Origin of the sequence: Amycolatopsis thermoflava N1165, assembly GCF_000473265.1 — a bacterium.
In the GTDB taxonomy this organism is placed as follows: Bacteria; Actinomycetota; Actinomycetes; order Mycobacteriales; family Pseudonocardiaceae; genus Amycolatopsis_E; species Amycolatopsis_E thermoflava.
This window is the reverse complement of the sequence record NZ_KI421511.1, coordinates 8,088,454-8,110,677: the sequence shown is the minus strand read 5'-3', so window position 1 is coordinate 8,110,677 and position 22,224 is coordinate 8,088,454. Positions and strand designations below refer to the sequence as shown.

General features: G+C 71.3%; 23 protein-coding genes. 8 read left to right on the top strand and 15 right to left on the bottom strand.

Annotated elements, in window-relative coordinates; all coding sequences use genetic code 11:
* Positions 1-224 precede the first annotated feature (224 nt).
* The 5 genes from AMYTH_RS0140380 to AMYTH_RS0140360 are packed head-to-tail and all read left to right on the top strand — an operon-like array spanning position 225 to position 4,623.
* On the top strand, positions 225-644 hold the full coding sequence (locus AMYTH_RS0140380) for a DUF485 domain-containing protein (RefSeq protein ID WP_027935005.1): 420 nt from the start codon (positions 225-227) through the stop codon (positions 642-644).
* Between the two features lie 5 nt (positions 645-649).
* The gene (locus AMYTH_RS0140375; protein WP_027935004.1) at positions 650-2,248 is read left to right on the top strand and encodes a solute symporter family protein; all 1,599 of its coding nucleotides are present in this window, start codon (positions 650-652) and stop codon (positions 2,246-2,248) included.
* A gap of 12 nt (positions 2,249-2,260) precedes the next feature.
* Complete coding sequence (locus AMYTH_RS0140370) at positions 2,261-3,409, top strand: type III PLP-dependent enzyme (RefSeq protein ID WP_027935003.1); 1,149 nt, start codon at positions 2,261-2,263, stop codon at positions 3,407-3,409.
* On the top strand, positions 3,399-3,779 hold the full coding sequence (gene speD, locus AMYTH_RS0140365; RefSeq protein ID WP_027935002.1) for an adenosylmethionine decarboxylase: 381 nt from the start codon (positions 3,399-3,401) through the stop codon (positions 3,777-3,779). The genes AMYTH_RS0140370 and speD overlap by 11 nt, the downstream gene beginning before the upstream one ends.
* Entirely contained in the window at positions 3,760-4,623 is an 864-nt protein-coding gene (locus AMYTH_RS0140360) for a spermidine synthase (RefSeq protein ID WP_027935001.1), read from the top strand. Before speD ends, AMYTH_RS0140360 begins: the two co-directional genes overlap by 20 nt.
* Here the strand turns inward: AMYTH_RS0140360 and AMYTH_RS0140355 are convergent.
* The 7 genes from AMYTH_RS0140355 to AMYTH_RS0140325 form a co-directional block, all read right to left on the bottom strand.
* Positions 4,589-4,945: a DUF3817 domain-containing protein gene (locus AMYTH_RS0140355; RefSeq protein WP_027935000.1), complete on the bottom strand. Its 357-nt coding sequence runs from the start codon at positions 4,943-4,945 to the stop codon at positions 4,589-4,591. The genes AMYTH_RS0140360 and AMYTH_RS0140355 overlap by 35 nt on opposite strands.
* Before the next feature lie 14 nt (positions 4,946-4,959).
* Complete coding sequence (locus AMYTH_RS0140350; RefSeq protein WP_017983807.1) at positions 4,960-5,352, bottom strand: hypothetical protein; 393 nt, start codon at positions 5,350-5,352, stop codon at positions 4,960-4,962.
* A 23-nt stretch (positions 5,353-5,375) separates the two neighbouring features.
* Positions 5,376-6,272: a lysozyme family protein gene (locus tag AMYTH_RS0140345; protein WP_027934999.1), complete on the bottom strand. Its 897-nt coding sequence runs from the start codon at positions 6,270-6,272 to the stop codon at positions 5,376-5,378.
* Between the two features lie 127 nt (positions 6,273-6,399).
* Positions 6,400-6,882, bottom strand: coding sequence for a hypothetical protein (locus AMYTH_RS0140340; RefSeq protein ID WP_017983809.1), 483 nt, complete (start codon positions 6,880-6,882; stop codon positions 6,400-6,402).
* Between the two features lie 303 nt (positions 6,883-7,185).
* Entirely contained in the window at positions 7,186-7,353 is a 168-nt protein-coding gene (locus tag AMYTH_RS49755) for a hypothetical protein (protein WP_020418820.1), read from the bottom strand.
* 181 nt (positions 7,354-7,534) lie between these two features.
* Positions 7,535-8,677 (bottom strand): CaiB/BaiF CoA transferase family protein, encoded by a 1,143-nt coding sequence (locus tag AMYTH_RS0140330; protein ID WP_084022776.1) that lies wholly within the window; start codon positions 8,675-8,677, stop codon positions 7,535-7,537.
* On the bottom strand, positions 8,677-9,822 hold the full coding sequence (locus AMYTH_RS0140325; RefSeq protein ID WP_027934998.1) for an acyl-CoA dehydrogenase family protein: 1,146 nt from the start codon (positions 9,820-9,822) through the stop codon (positions 8,677-8,679). Before AMYTH_RS0140325 ends, AMYTH_RS0140330 begins: the two co-directional genes overlap by 1 nt.
* Before the next feature lie 91 nt (positions 9,823-9,913).
* On the opposite strand from AMYTH_RS0140325, the gene AMYTH_RS0140320 reads away from it, so the two are divergent.
* Positions 9,914-10,516 carry a TetR/AcrR family transcriptional regulator gene (locus AMYTH_RS0140320; RefSeq protein WP_027934997.1) on the top strand — a complete coding sequence of 201 codons (603 nt, stop codon included), beginning with the start codon at positions 9,914-9,916 and terminating at the stop codon, positions 10,514-10,516.
* A gap of 206 nt (positions 10,517-10,722) precedes the next feature.
* Positions 10,723-12,333, top strand: coding sequence for a succinic semialdehyde dehydrogenase (locus AMYTH_RS0140315; RefSeq protein ID WP_027934996.1), 1,611 nt, complete (start codon positions 10,723-10,725; stop codon positions 12,331-12,333).
* A 644-nt stretch (positions 12,334-12,977) separates the two neighbouring features.
* Here AMYTH_RS0140315 and AMYTH_RS0140310 read toward each other — a convergent pair.
* From AMYTH_RS0140310 to AMYTH_RS0140295, 4 genes are all read right to left on the bottom strand, one after another.
* A complete protein-coding gene (locus tag AMYTH_RS0140310) occupies positions 12,978-15,995 on the bottom strand; it encodes a helix-turn-helix transcriptional regulator (RefSeq protein ID WP_027934995.1) in 3,018 nt (1,005 codons plus the stop codon).
* A 64-nt stretch (positions 15,996-16,059) separates the two neighbouring features.
* Positions 16,060-16,230 carry a hypothetical protein gene (locus AMYTH_RS49750; protein WP_167344628.1) on the bottom strand — a complete coding sequence of 57 codons (171 nt, stop codon included), beginning with the start codon at positions 16,228-16,230 and terminating at the stop codon, positions 16,060-16,062.
* A 167-nt stretch (positions 16,231-16,397) separates the two neighbouring features.
* A complete protein-coding gene (locus AMYTH_RS0140300; RefSeq protein ID WP_027934994.1) occupies positions 16,398-16,598 on the bottom strand; it encodes a DUF397 domain-containing protein in 201 nt (66 codons plus the stop codon).
* Positions 16,599-16,653: 55 nt separating this feature from the next.
* Positions 16,654-17,505 (bottom strand): helix-turn-helix domain-containing protein, encoded by an 852-nt coding sequence (locus tag AMYTH_RS0140295; RefSeq protein ID WP_020418829.1) that lies wholly within the window; start codon positions 17,503-17,505, stop codon positions 16,654-16,656.
* Positions 17,506-17,699: 194 nt separating this feature from the next.
* Between AMYTH_RS0140295 and AMYTH_RS0140290 the strand changes: the two genes are divergently transcribed.
* A complete protein-coding gene (locus tag AMYTH_RS0140290; RefSeq protein WP_027934993.1) occupies positions 17,700-18,065 on the top strand; it encodes a hypothetical protein in 366 nt (121 codons plus the stop codon).
* Between the two features lie 34 nt (positions 18,066-18,099).
* Here AMYTH_RS0140290 and tesB read toward each other — a convergent pair whose 3' ends face one another.
* From tesB to AMYTH_RS0140270, 4 genes are all read right to left on the bottom strand, one after another.
* On the bottom strand, positions 18,100-19,038 hold the full coding sequence (gene tesB, locus AMYTH_RS0140285; protein WP_027934992.1) for an acyl-CoA thioesterase II: 939 nt from the start codon (positions 19,036-19,038) through the stop codon (positions 18,100-18,102).
* A 24-nt stretch (positions 19,039-19,062) separates the two neighbouring features.
* Entirely contained in the window at positions 19,063-20,487 is a 1,425-nt protein-coding gene (gene pyk / locus AMYTH_RS0140280) for a pyruvate kinase (protein WP_027934991.1), read from the bottom strand.
* 56 nt (positions 20,488-20,543) lie between these two features.
* On the bottom strand, positions 20,544-21,335 hold the full coding sequence (locus tag AMYTH_RS0140275; RefSeq protein WP_027934990.1) for a class I SAM-dependent methyltransferase: 792 nt from the start codon (positions 21,333-21,335) through the stop codon (positions 20,544-20,546).
* A gap of 206 nt (positions 21,336-21,541) precedes the next feature.
* Complete coding sequence (locus tag AMYTH_RS0140270) at positions 21,542-22,210, bottom strand: DUF2461 domain-containing protein (protein ID WP_027934989.1); 669 nt, start codon at positions 22,208-22,210, stop codon at positions 21,542-21,544.
* Positions 22,211-22,224: the final 14 nt, after the last annotated feature.

The following is a 22,224-nucleotide window of genomic DNA, read 5'->3' as shown; positions in this document are numbered from 1 at the left end:
TTACCCCTTCCGGGGACGGCACCCCGCGCCAGTTCACAGCCGGTTACGTGCTTCGGCCGAATCCCGCCCGCCTTTCGCCCGATCAGCGGATTAACCCGTCCGGGTGTCGCAGACCCGCTTCACTCTGAAGAGGTCCTCCGATGTCGGAGGCGCAGGTCGGCGTAGTTAGCATGTGCGCTCCCGAAGGATTTTCGCCGACTTCGCTCGCTCGCCGGGAGGCAGAGATGCAGAACGTCGCCCGCACCGCTGCGCGCAACCCCGTGGAGGACACGGGACAGATGCGGCCGCTGTTCGGCAGCAGCCCGACCACCCCCGAGCCGCCCGGCCCGCGCCGCCGGACGGGCCCCGACTTCGTCGCGATCCAGCGCAGCGAAGAGTTCAGCGCGCTGCGCAGCCGGTTCCGCCGCTTCGTGTTCCCGATGAGCCTGGCGTTCGTGCTCTGGTACCTGGTCTACGTGCTGCTCGCCGCGTACGCGCACGGCTTCATGAGCATCAAGGTGTTCGGCGAGGTCAACGTCGGGATCGTCCTCGGGATCCTCCAGTTCGTCTCGACCGCCGCGATCACGGCCGCCTACCTGCGGTTCGCGCGGCGCCGGATCGACCCCGAGGTGGACGAGGTCCGCCGCCAGGCAGGAGTGCAGTGACCCCGATGAACCACGTTCTCGCCGCAGGCGGTGCGACCGCGGCCAGCAACCCGGTCGTGAACATCGCCGTCTTCGCGCTCTTCGTCGCCATCACGCTGTTCGTCGTGTACCGCGTGAGCAGCCGGAACTCCTCGCGCTCCGACTACTACGCCGCGGGCAGCGCGTTCACCGGGCGGCAGAACGGCATCGCGCTGTCCGGTGACTTCCTGTCGGCCGCGTCGTTCCTCGGCATCGCGGGTGCGATCGCCGTGCACGGCTACGACGGGTTCCTCTACTCGATCGGCTTCCTGGTCGCCTGGCTGGTCGACCTGCTGCTCATCGCCGAGCTGCTGCGCAACACCGGCCGCTTCACCATGGGCGACGTGCTGAGCTTCCGGATGAAGCAGCGCCCGGTGCGCGCCGCCGCCGCGACGTCGACACTGGTCATCTCGCTGTTCTACATGCTGGCCCAGATGGCGGGCGCCGGCGGTCTGATCGCGCTGCTGCTGAACATCCACGGCGGGCTCGGCCAGGCGCTGATCATCGCCGTGGTCGGCATCGTCATGGTGCTGTACGTGCTGGTCGGCGGCATGAAGGGCACCACGTACGTCCAGATCATCAAGGCCAGCATCCTGATCCTGTCCGCGGTGCTGATGACCGTGTTCCTGTTCGGCAAGTTCGGCTTCAGCCTGTCGAACCTGCTCTCGCAGGCGGCCTACCACAGCCCGATGGGCGGGAAGCTGCTCGAGCCGGGCGGTCAGTACGGCGCGAACGGCACCACCAAGCTGGACTTCGTGTCGCTGGCCGTCGCGCTGATCCTGGGCGCCGCCGCGCTGCCGCACGTGCTGATGCGCTTCTACACGGTGCCGAACTCGCACGAGGCGCGCCGCTCGGTCGTGTGGGCCACCGCCTGCATGTTCGTGTTCTACCTGTGCACCCTGGTCATCGGCTTCGGCGCGGCCGCGCTGGTCGGCACCGACCAGATCAAGGCCGCGCCCGGTGGCGAGAACTCCGCGGCGCCGCTGCTGGCGCTGCACATCGGCGGCACCCTGCTGCTGGGCATCATCGCGGCGGTCGCGTTCGCCACGATCCTGGCGGTGGTGGCCGGCCTGACGCTGACCGCCTCGGCGTCCTTCGCCCACGACGTGTACGCCAACATCTTCAAGCGCGGCCACGCCGACCCGGTCGACGAGGTGCGGGTGGCGCGTTTCACCGCGATCGGGATCGGCGTGCTGGCGATCATCGGCGGCATCCTGGCCAACGGCCAGAACATCGCGTTCCTGGTCGCGCTGGCGTTCGCGGTCGCGGCCTCGGCGAACCTGTCGACGCTGCTGTACTCCCTGTTCTGGAAGCGGTTCAACACCACCGGCACACTGTGGGCCATCTACGGCGGCCTCGGCGCGTGCCTGGTGCTGGTGATCTTCTCGCCGGTGGTGTCGGGTTCGCCGGACTCGATCATCAAGGGCGTGGACTTCCACTGGTTCCCGCTGAAGAACCCGGGCCTGGTGTCGATCCCGTTCTCGTTCCTGTGCGGCTTCCTCGGCACGATCCTGTCCAAGGACAAGGCCGACCCGCGCAAGCACGCCGAGATGGAGGTCCGTTCGCTGACCGGGATCGGCTCCTGAGACGCTGCACGGGTGAGTGTTGAGCGGATCAGGCGGTTCCTGAGCGAAGCCGGCCCCGGCACGCCGTGCCTGGTCGTGGACACCGACACGGTCGCCGAGCGCGTGCGGGAGCTCGTCCGCGAGTTCCCGCACGCGCGTCTGCGTTACGCGGTCAAGGCCAACCCCGAGCCCGCCGTGCTGCGGGCCGTGCTCGGCGCGGGCGGCGGGTTCGACGTCGCGAGCCCGGCGGAGATCGAGGCGTGCCTGGCGGCCGGCGCGGAGCCGGCGGCGCTGTCCTACGGGAACACGATCAAGAAGCCGGCCGACATCGCGTTCGCGTGGGCGCGCGGGGTGCGTGACTTCACCACCGACGCCCCCGGGGACCTGGCCGCACTGGCCGAGCACGCGCCGGGCGCGGCGGTGTCGGTGCGGATACTGGTGGACGGCCCGGCTTCGGCCACGCCGTTCGGCCAGAAGTTCGGCTGCGAGCCCGAACAGGCCGCGGACCTGCTCGCCGAGGCGGACCGGCTGGGCCTGGACGCGGCCGGGATCGCGTTCCACGTCGGCTCGCAGCAGCCGGACCCCGCGGCGTGGGAGGCCGGTGTCGCCGCGGCCGCCAAGATCTTCGCCGACTGCGCGGCCCGCGGGGTGCGGCTGCGGCGGCTGAACATCGGCGGCGGGTTCGGCATCACCTACCGCGAGGCCGTGCCGTCGCTCGCCGGGTACGCGCGGGCGATCCGGGCCGCCGTGGCCGCGTACTTCCCGGACGAGCCGGAGGTGCTGTTCGAACCCGGCCGGGCCGTGGTCGCCGAGGCCGGGCTGATCCGCACCGAGGTCGTGCTGGTGGCCACCCGGTTCGGGCGGCGCTGGGTCTACCTCGACGTCGGCCGGTACAACGGCCTCGCCGAGACCGAGAACGAGGCCATCCCCTACCGGCTGGAGCCGGTGGACCGCGACGGTGAGCGGGGTCCCGTCGTGCTCGCCGGGCCGACGTGCGACGGTGACGACGTGCTGTACCAACGGACCCCGTACGAGCTGCCGCTGTCGCTGCGCGCCGGTGACCGGATCGACATCCTCGACGCCGGCGCCTACACGGCGAGCTACTCGTCGGTGGCGTTCAACGGGATCCCGCCCCTGCGCACCTACTGCCTGGAAGGAGGCGCGCTCGCCGATGGCGCGTGAGATCGGCGCGTTCGCCGGACGGCACGTCCTCGCCGAGCTGCGGGGTATCGCACCTCGGCTGCTGGATGATCCGGTGTTCCTGCGCGAGGCGTTGCGGTCCGCGGTGACCGAGGCCGGGGCGACGGTCCGCGAGGTGGTCGGCCACCGGTTCGAGCCGCAGGGCGTGACGGTGCTGGCGCTGCTGGCCGAGTCGCACGCCTCGGTGCACACCTACCCGGAGATCGGCGCGGTGTTCGCGGACGTGTTCACCTGCGGGGACCAGGCGGACCCGGTGCTCGCGGTGCGCCTGCTGTCCGCCGCGCTGGACGCCGCGGACGTGGAGATGTCGGTCGTCGAGCGCGGGGAGAAGCATGTCACGGCAGATCGTTGAGCCCCTCGGCCCCGGGTTGTCGCGGGTGTGGGACGTGTCCGAGGTGCTGTTCGACGAGCACACCGGCTTCCAGCGGCTGCTGATCGGCCGCACCGCGCAGGGCGTGTCCCTGTTCTGCGACGACGAGCGGCAGAGCACCGAGGCGAGCCAGCTCGTCTATCACGAGGCGCTGATGGTCCCGGCGATGCTGCTGGCCGCCCGGTTGCGCCGGGTGCTGATCATCGGGTCGAGCGAGGGTGTGGCCAGCCAGCTGGCCGTGGCGTTCGGCGCCGAGCAGGTGGACCACGTCGACATCGACCGGGTCGCGGTGCGGGCGTGCGCGGAGCTGCTCCCCTACGGCTACACGCTCGGCGAGCTGGACGCCGCCGAACGCGGCGAGGGGCCGGTCCGGGTGCACTACCAGGACGGGTTCTCGTTCGTGGAGTCGTCGCCGGGCGGGTACGACCTCGTGGTGATCGACCTGCCGGACGAGAACACCGATCCGGCGGCGCAGCACAACCGGCTCTACGGCGCGGACTTCCTGCGGCAGTGCGCCGGGTTGCTCACGCCCGGCGGGGTCGTGTGCTGCCAGGGCGGCTGCCCGACGTTGTGGCGCAACGACACGCTGCGGGTGGCGTGGGCGCGGTTCCGGGAGGTCTTCGCCACCCCGGTGTACTTCGGCTCGGACGAGCACGAGTGGGCGTTCCTGTCCGGCCGGACCGACGAGGTGGCCGACCCGGTGGGCGAGATGGTCGCCCGGCTGGACGGCTTCCGGCCGGCGACCATGGACGCGGACACCCTGCGCGGGTCGACCGTCGTGCCCTACTCGCTCAGAGCTTGCGACCGGCCTGAACGCGGTGCGTGACCGCGCGCTCCGCGACGAACGACAGGAACGGGATGGTGCCCGCGAGCAGCACCAGGATCGTGCCCTTGATCGACCACCGCGCCTTGAGCGCCAGGTCGACCGCGAACACCAGGTAGACCATGTAGAAGACGCCGTGGCTGACGCCGGCCCAGCTCATCATCCCGGGTGAGTCGAACGCGTACTTCAGGATGAACGCCACCGTCAGCAGCAGCAGCGCGACACCGGTGACGTAGGCCAGCACGCGGTAGCGCAGCAGCGGCCCCCGCAGGGCCGGCGCGGCCTTCGCGGCCGCGGCGCCTTCGCGTTCTTCGGTGTCCACCATCGCAGTCTGCCTTTCTAGCTCTCGCGCTGGTCACGAGCGTGCAGCTCGGCCAGGTAGCGGTTGTAGGCGGCGAGCTCGTCGTCCTGGTCGTCGACCGGGACCTGCCGCGTCCGCGGCGACGGCACCTCGCTCACCGGCTTGCGGCCCCACTCGGCGCGCGACTCCGCAGGCTCGGCGTCCTCCTGGGCCGCGGCCTCGCGGCGCAGCTTCCAGATCCGCCACACCATGAACGCCGGGAACACGCCGAACAGCGGCCACTGCAGCACGTAACCGAGGTTCTGGAACGAGCCGCTCGCCGATTCGAACCGGTTCCACTGCCACCAGGCCAGCCCGCAGCAGACCGCGAACGCGGCGACGCACAGGACGCCGATCGCGATCCGGCGCGGCGTGAACAGACCCGTGGGCACCCCACGACGCTAGCACCCGCGGGTCAGGAGACCTTGACGACCTGGGCGGCCTTGGCGTAAGCGTCGGCGAGGCCGAACACCTTCTGCCCGTAGTCGACCGAGTTGTTGTACGACAGGATTCCCGCCCACCAGCCGTTCGCGCTGGCCATGTCCCGGCTGCCGACGCACAGGTACTTAGCGGCGGCGAGCGCGGCGGCGTCGATCTGCTGCGGGTTGTAGCCGCCGCCGTAGCGGGCCCACGTGCTGGGCAGGAACTGCATCGGCCCGACCGCCCGGTCGTACACCGGGTCGCCGTCGAACCGGCCGCCGTCGCTGTCGCCGATCGCCTTGATGCCGGGCGAGCCGTCGAGCGGGACGCCGATGATCGCCTTCGAGGGCAGCCCGTTGGCCTGCAGCACCGCGCCGCCGTACTGGCCGTGGTTGGACTCGACCCGGCCGATGCCGGCGAGCGTGGCCCAGGACAGCCGGCACTTCGGCTGCGCGGCCCGCATCTCCAGCTCGGCGTTGCCGTAGGCGACGAGCGCGCGGGCCGGGATGCCGGTGACGTCGGAGACCTTGGCCGCCCACTGGGAGAGCAGGTCGCCGCCGCCGGACTGTTGTTGCTGCTGGGGTTGCTGCTGCGGCTGGGTCTGCGCCGCGGGCGTGCCCTCGACGGTCGCGTTGACCGGGGCCGCCGAACCGGGCGCGACCTGCGCCGCCGCGTTGTCCAGGTCCGGGATCTCGGTGGTGGTCTCGGTGCGGTCGGGCCGGGTGACCGCACTGGTCGCCCAGACCCCGCCGACCGCTGCGGCCAGCACCACCACCACGACCGCGAGCCTGCCGAGCACCGCGGGCGCGGCCCGCCTGCGGGCGGGCGGCGCCGCGGTTTCCTCCTCGGTGGACACGTCCGCAGGGTCGTGCTCGATCTGCTCCGTGTCCAAGAACCTTGCCTCCCACCGACGTCCGCACGCTCCGCGCGCCGACGATAGGTGCGCCGGTGTCAAGCGAGCGCTAAAGCCTCACCTGACCAACGAGGCCGCGTTTCCTGACGTTACGCGACCTCGACGGTCAGCTGGCGCGCTGCTGGCGGGCGAGACGGGCGACGCACCAGGCCGGGGCGCTGCCGCGGCGCAGGTGCTGCAGGACCGTCATCGGGCCGAGGCGCCGGGACAGGTCGGACGGCGTGAGACCGGCGGACCGGTAGTCCAGCGCGCGCTGGTCGAGCGGGCTGATGCCGGCGTCCCACCAGGCCTTGGCCTCTTCGATGTCGCCGACCATCTGCCACCAGCCCGCCGCGGCGACCAGCAGGTCGACCGGCACCTCGGGCAGGCGTTCCTGCATCGCGTCCAGGTAGTCCGGGTCGGCCGACTCCACCGGCTTCCACGTGCGGGTGCCGGTGCGGGCCCGCTGGCCGGGAATCCCTGGTGGTTGCTGCGGCAGTTCGGCGAGCCAGGCGGAGGCGATCCGGTCGGCCTCCATCTCCTCCGGCGTGCGCTCGAGCTCGGACGCCCACTGGGCAATCACCGCATCCACCCCGGGATCTCCGGTCATCCCTGCCTCCTCGTGCCCCACTGAAAGCCACCATCGAACGGCGATGATCGAAGCGATTGACCGTTTCGCCGGTAAGAACCGGCTGGTCACGCAATGTGAGCACCGTAGGGGGAATTCGGGCCGTCGCGCCAGAGGTTCCGGGCAAGGAATTCGGCGACCAGCGCGTTAATCACCTCAATCCACCCGGATGGTCGAACAGTGCCCCTCAGATGCCGAGATTGGTGACTTTCCGTAGCTGACGGCGAGACGCGCACGGCCACGGCCGGCACCGCCGCATGCGGTGCCGGCCGTGGCCGGATGGGGTCAGGAGAAGAGGCTGCGGACGAAGGTCACGATGGCTTCGGCGCCGTCCCGGAGCCAGCCCAGTGCGCTGCGCACCACCTCGGCGGACTCGGTCGGACGCGTGATCAGGAAGAACAACACGAGCGCGACGACAGCCACGATGACGATCTTCTTGGTGTTCGCCGACATGGCCGTGTTCCCCTCGCTGCACTGGGCCCGCGGCGCACCGCGGGCCTGGTTCCCCCGATCAACGGCAATCCTGCCGTCACCGGGACGTTTTCGACACCCCTTCACACGGATGGCTGGCCGCAGTGACACTGCGTGCCCAGCACGAACTGGTCCCCACTCTAAACGATCAGCCGGGCGCGCGTCAGGAGGCGATCACCCCCGCCGCCCGCAGCGCCGCGACACGCTCGGTGTCATACCCGAGTTCGGTCAGGACATCCGCGGTGTCCGCCCCTGTCTCGTGGGGCGCCTCGGGCGTCGCGGGCGGCGTGCGGTCGAACCGCGGCGCCGGAGCGGGCTGGACCACGCCGCCGATCTCCACGAACGTCCCGCGTGCCGCGTTGTGCGGGTGCGCCGCCGCCTCCCACGGGCTCAGCACCGGCGTCAGGCACGCGTCCGTGCCTTCCGCCCGCGCCACCAGCTCGTCCCGCGTGAACTTGCCGATCGCCGACGCCAGGATCTCCCGCAGCCGCGGCCACTGGTTCCAGTCCAGGTGCACCGGCAGCTCCGCCGGGTCCAGCTCGAGCACCCGCACCAGGTCGCCCCAGAACCGCATCTCGATCGCCCCGACCGCGACATACTTGCCGTCCGCGGTCTCGTAGGTGTCGTAGAAAGGGGCGCCGCCGTCGAGGACGTTGCCGCCCCGCTCGTTCGGCCACATCCCGGCCGAACGCATCCCGAATAGCTGCGTCATCAGCAGCGCCGCGCCGTCGACCATCGCCGCGTCGACCACCTGCCCGCGACCGGATGAGGTCCGCTCGTGCAGCGCGGCGAGGATGCCGAACGCCAGCAGCATCCCGCCACCGGCGAAGTCGCCCACGAGGTTGAGCGGCGGCACCGGCCGTTCCCCGGCGCGCCCGATGGGTTCGAGCGCGCCCGCGACGCTGAGGTAGTTGATGTCGTGCCCGGCCGCGGACGCGAGCGGCCCGTCCTGGCCCCAGCCGGTCACCCGGCCGTAGACGATCCGCGGGTTGCGCCCCTGCACCTGTTCCGGGCCCAGCCCCATGCGCTCGGCAACGCCGGGGCGGAACCCCTCGATGAACACGTCGGCCCGCTCGGCGAGCCGCAGCACGACCTCGACGCCCTCGGGGCTCTTGGTGTCCACGCCGATGGTCCGGCGGCCGCGGGTGAGCGGGTCGTTGGGCACGCCGAGGACGTCCGCCCCCGGCTTGGCCCGGTCGACCCGCACCACGTCGGCGCCGAGATCGGCCAGCAGCGTGCCCGCGAACGGCGCCGGGGCGAGCCCGGCCAGCTCGACGACCTTCAGCCCGGCGAGTGGTCCCGCCATCAGAGCGTCCGCGAGATGACTTCGCGCATGATCTCGCTGGTCCCGCCGAAGATGCGGGAGATGCGCAGATCCGTCCAGGCGCGCGCGATCGGGTACTCGGTCATGTAGCCGTACCCGCCGTGCAGCTGGACGCAGTCGTCGACGACCTTGTTGGCCCGCTCGGTGGTCCACAGCTTGACCATGGCCGCGCCCTGCACGTCCAACTCACCCTTGAGGTGCCCCTCGATGCACTGGTCCAGGAAGGCGCGGGCCACGGCCGCCTCGGTGGCCGCGTCGGCGAGCTTGAACTTGCTGTTCTGGAAGTTGTAGACCGGGCGGCCGAACGCGGTGCGGCCCTTCGTGTACTCGATGGTGAGGTCGATCGCGGCCTCCATGCCTGCCACCGCGGTGACCGCGATGATCAGCCGCTCCTGCGGGAGCTGCTGCATCATCTGGATGAAGCCCTGGCCCTCCTCGCCGAGCAGGTTCGCCGCGGGCACCCGCACGTCGTCGAAGAACAGCTCGGCCGTGTCCTGGCCCTTGAGGCCGACCTTGTCGAGCACGCGGCCACGGCGGAAGCCCTCGCGGTTCGTCTCGACGACGATCAGCGACACCCCGGCCGCGCCGGCGTCCGGGTCGGTCTTGCAGGCCAGCACGACCAGGTCGGCCATGCCGCCGTTGCTGATGAAGGTCTTGGCGCCGTTGATGACGTACTCGTCGCCCTCGCGCACCGCGCGGGTCTTGATGCCCTGCAGGTCGGAGCCGGTGCCCGGCTCGGTCATGCCGATCGCGCCGACCCACTCGCCGCTGGCGAGCTTGGGCAGCCACTCCTTCTTCTTCTCCTCGGTGGCGTAGTGGAGCAGGTAGTGGGCCACGATCCCGTTGTGCACGGACACGCCCCAGGAGCCGTCGCCGCTGCGGGCCTGCTCCTCGTACAGCACGGCTTCGTGCGCGAAGGTGCCGCCACCGCCGCCGTACTCCTCGGGGATCGAGATGGCGAGCAGCCCGACCTCGCCCGCCTTCGTCCACAGCTCGCGGTCGACGGACTTCTGCTGGGTCCACCGCTCCTGGTGCGGCACGAGCTCCTTCTGGCAGAACGCGCGGGCCAGCTCGCGGAACTCGCCCAGGTCCTGTGCCCAGGAACTCTTCGGCGCGGGCAACGGCATCGGTGACCTCCAGCAGTGGAAAACATTACGGACGGAATGTAAGTTCCGAGTGGAATGTACATCCGGCGGCAGCGCCGGTAAAGGAGGCGACGTGACCGCGCGGGGGCACCGCACGCAGGCCGAGCGCCGGGAGCAGACCCGGACGGCCCTGCTCGACGCGACCATCGAATGCCTGGTGGAGCTCGGCTACGCCCGCACGTCGATGCAGGAGATCTGCTCACGGGCGGGGGTGTCGAAGGGGGCGGCGCAGCACCACTTCGCGGACAAGGCCGACCTGATGGCGGCCGCTGTGGCGCATCTCACTAGCCGGCGAACAGCGGCGCTGGCGGAATCGTTCACGGACCTGCCGAGCGGCGAGGAGGCCATTCCCGCGGCGATCGACCTGCTGTGGGCCGGCTATTCCGGCACGCTCGCCACTGCCGCGACCGAACTGTGGATCGCGGCGCGCACCGACCCGGCCCTGCGGGCGGCGATCCGGCCGGTCGACCGGGCCCTGGGCCGCGAAACCCTGACGCTGATCCGGAACTTCGCCCCGGACCTGCCCCGCGAGCGCCTGGAGACGCTGTTCTGGCTGACGGTGAACTTCACCCGCGGACTGGCGCTGGACGCGGAACTGGGCGGCGCGCCCGCGCGGCGGAAGCAACTGCTGGAGGAGTGGAAGCGGCTCGCGGTGAGCGCCTACCGGGGCGGCTGAACGGGTACTCCGTACGCCCCGCCGACAGCCATGCCCTGATCCGCGTCCGTGACAGGCGGCCGGTCCGGCCCTCGCCCGGGCCGGCCGCCCACTCCTGAGACGTGTGGATCTCCGACTGTGACGTTCCCGAACGAAAAGGGATCCTCGCCATACCGACGGTATGCTGTACTCGCCGGTAACGCCGCCGACCAGCGCCAGGAGGGCCGATGACCAGCACCGCCGCGAACACGGGTGAGGCTTCCACGGGACCGAACACCGTCGGCGGGATCCCCGGCGCGCCCACCGCGGCACGCGCCGCGCAGCTCGCGCGGCGTGCCGAGGGCGGTCAGGATTCCGCTCCGGTGGAGATCACCGCGCCGTTCACCGGGCTGCCGACCGCGACGCTCCCGCAGGCCACCGACGCCGACGTGCGTGCGGTGTTCGCCGCGGCGCGCTCTTCGCAGCGGGCGTGGGCAGCGCGTCCGGTGGCCGAGCGGCAACGGGTGCTTAAGCGGCTCGGGGAACTCATCCTTGGCCGTCAGGAGGAGATCCTGAACCTGGTGCAGCTGGAGGCGGGCAAGGCGCGGATCGACGCGTTCGACGAGGTCAGCGCGACGGCCCTGGTCGCGGGCTACTACGGCAAGCACAGCGCGAAGATCCTCGGCGCCCGCCGCGCCGCCGGGGTCATCCCGGTCGCGACGAAGGCGGGCGAGGTACGGCACCCCAAGGGTGTCATCGGGGTCATCTCGCCGTGGAACTACCCCCTCGCCCTGACCGCGATGGACGTGCTGCCCGCGCTCGCCGCGGGCAACGCGGTGGTGCAGAAGCCGGACAACCAGACCGCGTTGTCGGCGTTGTGGCTGCACGAGCTGGCCGAGGAGGCCGGGCTGCCCGCGGGCGTGTGGCGGATCGTGCTGGGCCGGGGTTCGAGCATCGGCGACGCGATCGTCGAGGAGTCCGACTACCTGTGCTTCACCGGTTCGACACCGACCGGGAAGGCGCTGGCGGAGAAGGTCGCGAAGCGGCTCACCGGCTATTCGCTGGAGCTGGGCGGCAAGAACCCGATGATCGTGTTGCCGGACGCCGACGTGGCGAAGGCGGCGGCCGGTGCCGTGACGGCGTGCTTTTCCTCCGCCGGGCAGTTGTGCGTGTCGGTCGAGCGGATCTACGTGCACGAGAACATCCGGGACGAGTTCACGAAGGCGTTCGTGGCGAAGACGAAGGCGCTGAAGCTGGGCGCCGAACTCGGGTTCGGTGCGGACATGGGCTCGTTGACGAGCGCCGCCCAACTGGCCGCGGTGAGCGCCCACGTGGAAGACGCGCGGGCCAAGGGGGCGACTGTGCTCACGGGCGGCCGGGCCCGCCCCGACCTGGGCCCGTTGTTTTATGAGCCGACTGTGCTCACGGACGTGACCGAGGACGTGGCGCTGTTCCGGGAAGAGACGTTCGGCCCGGTGGTGGCGATCTACGGCTACACGGACCTGGATGAGGCCATCGAGCGCGCGAACGACACCGAATACGGCCTGAACGCGAGCGTGTGGTCCGGCAGCGCGGCCGCGGGCTGGGCGGTGGCCACCCGGTTGAAGGCCGGAACGGTCAACGTGAACGAGGGCTACGCGGCGACCTTCGGCAGCGTCGGCCTGCCCATGGGCGGCATGAAGGACAGCGGCTTCGGAAGGCGGAACGGCGCCGAAGGGCTGCTGAAGTACACGGAGGCGCAGTCGATCGCCGTGCAGAGGGGCATTCGGCTTCGGCCGCCTCGCGTGGTGCCGGGGAAGGTCTGGGCGCGGGGCATGACGATCGGGCTCCGCCTGCTGGACAAACTACCGCGCCGGTAGCGGGTCTTTCTTCCCTGCCGCACAACACAAATCGCAAGCCGGCAACGAAAAGCAAACGACTACCCCAACCAGACCTCCCCCACCAGCGACACGCAAGCCGGCAACGAAAAGCAAACGACTACCCCAACCAGACCTCCCCCACCCGAAAACGCAAGCCGGCAACGCAACAGCACCGACCATCGAACCAGACCTCCCCCGCCCCCGATCCACAGCCGATCTTTAGTCGCCGACCAGGGTTGTCAAGGCACGCTTTCCCGCCTTGACAACCCTGCTCGGCGACTGAAACACGATCAGGCATCGGGGGCGGGGGTGGTCGAAAGGTGACCGTCCGGCGCCGTGAGGCGCTTTCCGCGCGTCAGCGCGGCTTTAAAGATCAAAAGAGTCCTCGCCGGACGGGCAGGCTCCGGGATGACCAGGGGTTGGGTGCCTCGGCTCACCTTGGCGAGGTGGTCGCCGGGTGGTCATCCCGTCGCCTTCCGGTTTGTGCATATCACCTTGAGCCAGGGCCGCAAGCTTTGTGTTCTCGGCTGCCGGACCCAGCGCGGGTTGCGGCCCTGGCTCAAGGTGATCGTTGCGTGTCAGGCGACGGGATGACCACCCAGCTACCTTGGGTGCAAAGATCAAGGGCACGGCGCTTTGCGCCGTCAGGTTAGTAGGCCTTTGTCGTAGGCGATGGCTACTGCTTCGGCTCTTCGGTTGGCGCCCAGTTTGGCCATCACTCGTGACAGGTGGACGCTCACCGTTTTTTCGCTGATGAACAATTCTTCGCCGACCTGTTTGTTCGTCCGGCCCAATGCCACTCGTTCCAGCACGGCACGTTCCCGATCCGTCAGGGGGTCGACGGTGGGGCGTGGGGCTGGTTGTGGCTCCACGCCCGGGATTTCGATGCGGGCTCGCCGGGCGACCTCGCGGACCGCGTCGCGGAGGGGTACTGCCCTCAGGTCCTCGGCGACGTCGTGCGCGGCCAGCAACTCCTTCGCGGCCAGACCCGCGTCGCCCTGAGTCGCCAGCAGCGCTTCGGCGTGGTGCCACCGGCAGATCGCCTGCTCGTAAACCGCGCCGTAGTCGAACGCGGCGACGGCCGCCGCCCACAGCGCCGGGTCCGCGGGGCCCTCCAGGCCGCTCGCGGCGGCCTCGGCCCGCGCCAGCCATGCCCGCGCCTCCGGGCCGAGCGTCTGCGCCCGCGGCCTGCCGTTCGCGCCCGCGTAGCGGACGTGCTCGATCAGCTTCCGGCCCGCCGCGACTGCCTGCTCGGCCACGCCGTGGTCACCGCGCTTCCGCGCGCTCGCCGACCACGCGGCGGCCGCCTCGACCCCCAGTGCGCCGAGGCGGACGGTGGCGAGCAGGTAACCCTCGTCGAACGACAGCAGGAACTCGATGACCTTCCGCACCCACGCGATCGCCTGCTCGTACTCGCCCTGCCACATCGACAGTTCAGCGCCCGTCGCGCCGCTCACGATCGCCGTCAACGGCTCCGCCCGCCAGTGCGGCCGCAACTCCCCCAGGTACTTCTGCGCCGTGTCCACCCGGCCCCGCGCGACCGCGAACGGCAGCCACGACGACGTCATCCGCGCCGCCAGCACACTCGACACGCCCCGAGCGGGCGCGTTCGTGCTCGCCATCGCCGGCCAGTCACCGCTGAGGTACCGCAGCGTCAGGTGCCGCGCGCGCATCTCCAGCCCGTAGATGCTCCACGTCAGCCCGGTCTGCTCGGCCCGCTCGATGCCGCGCCGGTAGATGTCCATCGCCGGGCCGTACTCGCCCAGGTCCTCGTAGCTGAACGCCAGGAAGCAGACCGCCCGCAACGCCACGTTGAGCGACCCCGAGTCCAGTGCCTTCCGCTCCGCCTCCTCGAGACGGGCCCTGGCCTCCTCCGGCTCGCCCGCGGCGTCGTCCAGCGCGCCCAGCGTGATGAGCGCGGCGGCCTCCGCGCCGGTGTTGCCGACGGCCCGCGCGTCCGCGACCGCCGTGTGCGCGTTCCAGCGCGAGTCGTCGTACTGCCCCGCGTTGCGCAGGATCGCGGCCCGGGTGGCCAGCACCCACGCCCGCGTCTTGCTCGGCTCGCCGTCGGAGACCAAGTCCCACGCCTTGTTGATCGCGTTGAGGGCCTCGTGCAACGTGCCTTCGGCGTTGAGCAGCACCTCGGCGAGCCGCCGCCACACCTTCGCCGCCTTCTCCGCGGGCACGCCGGGCCTCAGGTTCTGCACCGAGGACCGGCCGTAGGCGATCGCCCGCTCCGGCTCACCCGAGGTGGCCGCGAAGTAGGACGCCTCCTGCAACAGCTTCAGCTCGTCGACGCCCTCGGGACGGTCGGCCTCCGGCACCGCGTCCCAGATCTCCAGCGCCTGCTCGATGTGCCGCAACGCCGCGCCCGGCGCCCCCAGCCGCTCGGCCTCCTCCGCCGCGCGGAGCAACGCGGGCAGCGCCGCCTTCAGGTCCCGGCTGCGCAGGCTGTGGTAGGCCAGCTTCGCGTCGTGGCCGCGGCCCTGCGGCGTGCGCCGGATCCGCTCGGCGTAGGCGGCGTGCATGCGGACCCGTTCCCCCGGCAGGAGGTCCGCGTACACCGCTTCCTGCAGCAGCGCGTGCCGGAACGTGTAGGCGCCCCGCTCGATGACCAGCACGTGGTGGTGCACCGCCTCGCGCAGCGCCTCGTCCAGCTCCAGCTCGTCCAGCCCGGTGACCTCCGCCAGCGCCGGGTGCGCCACCGAATCGCCCGCCGCCGAGATCGTCCGGACCACCCGCCGCGCCTCCGGCGAGAGCCGCTCCAGCCGGGACAGCAGCACCTCCGCCAGCCCCGCGGGCAGGTCTTCACACTCGACACCGGCGGCCATCAGCTCCTCGGCGAAGAACGGATTGCCCTCCGACCGCTCGGCGACCCAGGCGACGATCTCCGGCGTCACCGGCCCGTCGGCCAGCGCCTCGACGAACGCCCTTGCTTCCGCCGTGCCGAACGGCCGCAGCTCGACGTGCGTGACCACCGGCAGGCGGACCAGCTCCACCAGCATCGCGCGGAGCGGGTGCCGCCGGTGCACGTCCTCCTCCCGGTAGCTGCCGACCACCAGCAACCGCTGCCCCCGCAGGCGGTTGAGCAGGAACGACAGCAGGTTCCGGCTGGACGAGTCGGCCCAGTGCAGGTCCTCCAGGACAAGCACGACCGGCCGGTGCGCGGCGACCTGCGTCAGGACGCCCAGCACCGCGTCGAACAGCTGCAGCTGCCCGAGGTCCTGCTCCGGACGCACCCGGTACGGCACGTCCCGCTCGCCGGACGTGTCCGGCACCAGGTGCTCGCCCGCCGGCGACGGCGGCATCGCGCCGCCCTGCGGCAGCAACCGCGCGAGCGCCGGCCGGACCCGGACCGCCTCGGCGACCACGGGGTCGTCGTCCAGGCCCAGCGGCGCCAGCGCCTCCGCGAACGGCAGGTAAGGCAGACCGCCCTCCCGGACGTCCAGGCACCGCCCGGAGAGCACGAGCGCGCCGCGGGAGGAGGCGTGCTCGGACAGCTCGGTCAGCAACCGGGTCTTGCCCACCCCGGCGTCGCCCGACACGAGGACCGCGCCCGCCTCACCCCGCTCCGCAGCGGTGAAGGCAGCACGCAGCCGTCGCATCTCGTCGGCGCGGGCGACCAGTGGGATTCCGGAACCTAGGCGGGGCACGAGCACCATTCTGTCGCACCCCACCGACAATCCCGGCACCCTTTTCGTCGTGGGCGAAACCACGCCCGAACCCCTACCGGGCGCGGGCCAGCTCGACGGGGCTCGGACGGCGCTGCTCCGGCACCCGGACCTCGGCCTTGGCGCGCCCGAACCAGCGGCGGCCCGGACGGCTCGCCTTCTCCAGCTGCTCGCGCCGGTAGGCCACCTCGGCCATGACCGCGTCGTACATGATCTCGTTGCGCATCGGGAGTTCCCTCTTCCGGCTCTTCCAGTTCCCCTTGTGAACCTCAGAGTCGTCCTGAGGGCGGGCCCCCGGCATCGGACGATCACCCCGACCCGGACGCGAAACGACCCCTTACTCCGCCTCAGTCCCCTGCTCGGCGGTGTAAGGGGTCGTCCGTTCGGCTTACCTCAGGCGCGGTCGAGCGCGCCCACGGCGCGGAGCAGCCCGCGCCAGCTCTCGGTGGTCACGTGCAGCTCACCCGCGGCCGGGTTCTTGGAATCACGCACGCCGACTCCCCCGGCGATCATCGCGACCTCGACGCAGTCGTTCCCGCCGCCGCTGTGGCTGCTCTTGCGCCACACCGGGGCGGACGGCTCCACATGGGACATTTCTCCCCGCTCCTCACTTCCCAGGCACACGTTGGTACGGCTCACCCGGCAACCGTTATCCGGAAAAACGTTCGGCGGCCGCGGCGATCACCTCGACCGAGTCGTCCGGTTTCAGAGCCGTCGCACGCAAATGATCGAACATGAGGATATAGCGGCGCACATCGGGGGGCAGCTCGAGGAAAAAACCACCCGAAGTGCTGTCCACGTACACCACATCGGGGTCGGCCTGCTCCGGGAATCCGAGGATCAGGAACGGGCCTTCCATGCCCGGGTGGGCGCCCGCGCCGAAGGGAACGACCTGGATGGTGACGTGCGGCAGCTGCGCGACGGTCAGCAGCCGTTCGGCCTGGTGCGCCATCACCTCCGGCCCGCCGACCACGCGGTGCAGGACCGCCTCGTCGATGACGGCCCAATACTCCGGCGGGTTCGGGTCGGTCAACAGCTGCTGGCGGGCGGTGCGCGCGGCGACCCGGCGCTGAATGTCGGACTCGTCGGCGTCCGGGCGCATCGCGCGGATGACGGCACGCGCGTACGGCTCGGTCTGCAGCAGGCCGGGCACGAGCAGCGCCTGGAACGCCCGCAGCGAGCTGGCGTCGGCCTCCAGCCCGACGAAAGTGCCGGTGAAGACCTCCTTGTAGGCCTGCCACCAGCCCGGTTTGCGGGCCTCGCGGGCGAGCTGGACGAGCGCTTCCCGCTCGTCGCCGGTCATGCCGTACAGCTCGAGCATGTCGCGGGCGTCGCGCGGGGTGACACCGACGTGGCCGGTCTCGATGCGGCTGATCTTCGACGCGGAGCACTCCAGCTTCTCGGCGACCTCGTCGATCGTGAGGTCGGCGGCCTCGCGCAGCCGGCGCAGCTCGCTCGCCAGCCTGCGACGGCGAATCGTAGGACCCTGACCGCGACTCATGTCCGCTCCTCCACTCCGGCCCGCGCATTCCCCCCGGCGGCTCGTGGACAACCCGCTCCATCTAACCAGCAGAATCCGAAAACCCGGTGCCTCCGGCTCACCCCGTTGAGGTATCTTCCGCGATTAGCGGTCTGCAAATTGCATAATGCCGCGGTAATCTGGCTCGCGCGAACTGAACTTCCCCAGGAGGCGGCGTGCTCGACCGCGACACCATCGTCGGTCCACTGCAGACGTCCGTGCAGCGCCGGCTGGACGATCTCGCCCGATCGGTCGACCTCGCCGACCGCGAGCAGGCCGCCGACCTCGCCGCCAGAGAGATCCCGCTGCTGGTGGAAGCACTGCGCGCCACACTGGCCACGCACGCCCCGGACGCGCGCGGGCACTGCCCGGTCTGCCGCAGCCGCACGTCCCGCCTGTTGTTCCGCCGCCGCGGGCGGACGCCGTGCCGGGCCTACCTGGCGGCGCAGCTCAGCCTGGGCCCGGCGATCGAGGACGTGGTGCGGCCGCGGACCAAGCACCTGCGCCGCAGGCGGACGGCTTCCCTCAGCCCGCTCGGCTGAGGGACACGCCACCGCAGAGCCAGGGGGTAGAACCTCAGTCCTGCCGCGCGTTCTGGCCGTCCGGGGGCAGCACCCTCAGCAGCCCCTCCTGCACCACCGTCGCCAGCAGTCTCCCGTCCCGGCTGAAGAAGCGGCCGGTGGCGAGCCCGCGACCGCCGGACGCCGACGGCGACTCCGTGTCGTACAGGACCCACTCGTCGGCGCGGAAGGGGCGGTGGAACCACAGCGCGTGGTCCAGGCTCGCGCCCAGCACGCGGTCCAGGTCCCAGTACACGCCGTGCCGGGCCAGCGGCGAGTCGAGCAGTGTCATGTCCGACGCGTAGGTCAGGACGCACACGTGCAGCAGCTGGTCGTCCGGCAGCACGCCGTCCGCGCGCATCCACACCTGGTTGCGGCCCGGTCGTTCGCCGGTCTGCCGGGTCACCCACGGCGGGTCGTTGACGTACCGGATGTCGATCGGGCGCGGGCGTTTGCGCACGTCCGGCAGCGCCTGCGGGAACTCGGCGAGCCGCTCGGCGTACGTCGGCAGCGTCTCCGGGTCCGGCACCTCCGGCATCGCGTCCGCGTGCTCCAGCCCCGGCTCCGACTTCTGGAACGACGCGGACAACGCGAAGATCGCCTTGCCGTGCTGGACCGCCACCACGCGGCGGGTGGTGAACGACCGGCCGTCGCGGATGCGGTCGACCTCGTACACGATCGGCACCCGCGGGTCGCCGCCGCGGATGAAGTACGCGTGCAGCGAGTGCACCCGCCGCTCCGGCGGCACGGTTCGGCCGGCGGCGACCAGCGCCTGCCCGGCGACCTGCCCGCCGAACACCCGCACCGGCGAGTGCGGCGGGCTGACCCCGCGGAAGATGTCCTCCTCGATGCGCTCCAGGTCGAGCAGCGCGACGAGGTTGTCGAGAACGGCCTGCCCGCCGGCGCCTTCCTGGACGTCCAGTCCCGCCGCGGCGTCCCGAGCCAGCTCAGTCATGCGGAGAAGCCTACGGTGCGCACCTCAGGCGTGGTCGTCCTCACCGAGCTTGTGCACGCGGATCAGGTTGGTCGACCCGACGGTGCCCGGCGGGGAGCCCGCCACGATGACGACCAGGTCGCCGGCCTGGTACCGGCCCGTCTCCAGCATCGCGCGGTCGACCTGCTTGATCATGCGGTCGGTCGAGTCCACCGAGGGCACCAGCTCGGTGTGGGTGCCCCAGGTCAGCGCCAGCTGGCTGCGCACGCTCTCCTCCGGCGTGAACGCCAGCAGCGGCAGCCGCGTGTGCAGCCGGGCGAGGCGGCGGACCGTGTCGCCGGACTGCGTGAACGCGACCAGCGCCTTGGCGTTGAGCCGCTCGCCGATGTCCTTCGCCGCGTAGGAGATGACGCCCCGCTTGGTGCGCGGCACGTGCGACAGCGGCGGCACCGCCGGGGTGTCGGCCTCCACGGCCTCCACGATTCGCGACATCGTCTGCACGGTCTCGATCGGGTAGCGGCCCACGCTGGTCTCGCCGGAGAGCATGACCGCGTCCGCGCCGTCGAGCACCGCGTTGGCCACGTCGGAGGCCTCGGCGCGGGTCGGGCGCGAGTTGTTGATCATCGAGTCGAGCATCTGGGTCGCGACGATGACCGGCTTGGCGTTCTCGCGCGCGATCTGGATGGCGCGCTTCTGGACCAGCGGCACCTGCTCGAGCGGCAGCTCGACGCCCAGGTCACCGCGGGCGACCATGACGCCGTCGAAGGCCAGCACGATGGCTTCGAGGTTGTAGACCGCCTCGGGCTTCTCCAGCTTCGCGATGACCGGGCGGCGGCCCTTGCCGACGCGGTCCATCACCTGGTGGACCAGGTCGATGTCGGCGGGCGAGCGGACGAAGGACAGCGCGATGAAGTCGGCGCCCAGTTCGAGCGCGAACTCCAGATCCTCGACGTCCTTGTCGGACAGGGCGGGTACGGAAACGTCCATGCCGGGCAGCGAGACGCCCTTGTTGTTGCTGACCGGGCCACCCTCGGTGACCTCGCACACCACGTCCGGGCCCTCGACGCCCTTGACGACCAGGCCCACCTTGCCGTCGTCGACGAGCAGGCGGTCGCCCGGCTTGGCGTCCTTGGCCAGGCCCTTGTAGGTGGTCGAGACCCGGTCGTGGGTGCCGGCGACGTCCTCCACGGTGATGCGCACGACGTCACCGGTGCGCCATTCGACCGGGCCGCCCGCGAAGGTGCCGAGCCGGATCTTCGGGCCCTGCAGGTCGGCGAGGATGCCGACCGCGCGCCCGGTCTCGGCCGCGGCCTCCCGGATCAGGTCGTACACCTGCTTGTGGTCGCCGTGGCTGCCGTGGCTGAAGTTCAGCCGCGCCACGTCCATCCCGGCGTCGACAAGGGCTCGCACCTTGTCCGCGGTGGCGGTCGCGGGGCCCATAGTACAAACGATCTTCGCGCGTCGGCTCACGTCCCAATAGCGTAGTCGCTTGCGCCGCGCACGTCTGTACCGATCTCTCGAACGGTTCAGGAAACGTTCACCAGCCAGGTCACCAACGGAAAGGTCAGACCGTCGTCGTCCACCCAATCGGTGAGTTCAGCGGCCAGTTCACCCACGATGGTGATACGGGTCTCCTCGGCCGCGGCGGCGAAGGCCGGTGCGGCGGGGGTGGCGCTCGCCTCGTGCTCGGCCATCTCGGCGACCGAGCCGAAGCGGACAGGCACGAGCCCGATGCGCAGGCGGACGGAGGCGAAGCCGGCGTCGGCGAACAGCGCGCGTAGCTCCGTTGGCTGGGGGCCGGCGAACGGTGCGCGCAGGGCGGCGCCGGCCTCGGGGCCGAGGTGGTCCTCGAACGCGCGGGACAGGGCGGCGAACTGGGGGTGGAAGCGGGCGTCGCGCCACATCGCCACGGCGATCCGGCCGCCGGGCTTGAGGACTCGCCGCCACTCGCGCACGGCGGCGGCGCGGTCGGGCAGGAACTGCAGGCCCTGCTGGCAGGCGACCAGGTCGAAGCTGTGGGCCGGGAGGTCGAGCCGGGTGGCGTCGCCGTGCAGCCAGCGGACGCGGGAGGACTTGGACCGGGCGACGGCGAGCATGTCCTCGTCGAGGTCGACGCCGGTCACCGCCGCGGCCAGCGGCTCGGCGGCGCGTGCGACGACGCCGGTGCCGCAGGCGACGTCGAGAACCTGGTCACTCGGCTGCGGCGCGGCGAGGTCGAGGAGCTGCCGCGCGCACTCGGCGAAGAACGCCGGCACCAGGTAGCGCTCGTAGGCCGCCGGGCCTTGGGCGGCGAGCTGGTGGGTGGCGACGTTGCGCACCCGGTCAGGATGCGCGCGGCTCCGGCGCTGGTGAAGGGGCTTTGGTCAGCAGCGCCGGACCTGGCGACCAACGCGGCCCGTTTGGTCGAGGAGCCGCCGGGCGCGCGGCGAGTTGCGCAGGGACCAGGTAGCCCTCCGGTAGCGGGTGGCGACGTCGCTCAGCCGCCCGGGATGCGCGCGGCTCCGGCGCCGGTGAAGGGCTTTCGTCAGCGGCGCGGCTTCTCGCTGATTCCGACGTGGTCGCGGGCCCACTCGTTGAACGGGCGGACCTGCCGCCAGGCCTTGCGGACCCGGTCCAGGCACGCGCGTTCGTGCAGGGTGTCGTCCGGGTCCCAGGACTTCACGGCGTACAGCGAGCGGTGTTTGAGCAGCTCGAGGCGCGGGTGGTCGTCCGGGTAGCCGCGTGGCTTGGTCTTCATCACGTCGCCCGTGATGGTCCACCCGGCGCGGCGCAGCTTGGCCAGGATGTCGGCCAGCGCCTTGCCGTGGATCTCGGTGTCGACCGCCTGCCGGTAGCGCGCCAGCTGGTCGGACTGCAGGTGGAAGCAGCCGCCGCCGACGCGCAGCCCCGCCGACGACACCTCCACGTAGTAGGCGCCGCCGCCGCGGCCCTGCTCGACGACCCCGCCGCAGTGGGTCTTGTAGGGCGTCTTGTCGTGGGAGAACCGCACGTCGCGGTAGGGGCGGAACACCTTGCCCTCGCCGAAGCCCGGCCCGAACTCCGGCGTCAGCTCGGCGAGCAGCGCCTCCATCGGGCCGCGCACGTCCGACCGGTAGACCTCGACGTGGTCCTCCCAGTACGGCTTCGAGTTGTCGGCCTCCAGACCGTCGTAGAACTCGACGGCGTGCTCTCCGAATCCGGCGAACTTCGTCACCGCGCCACGATAAT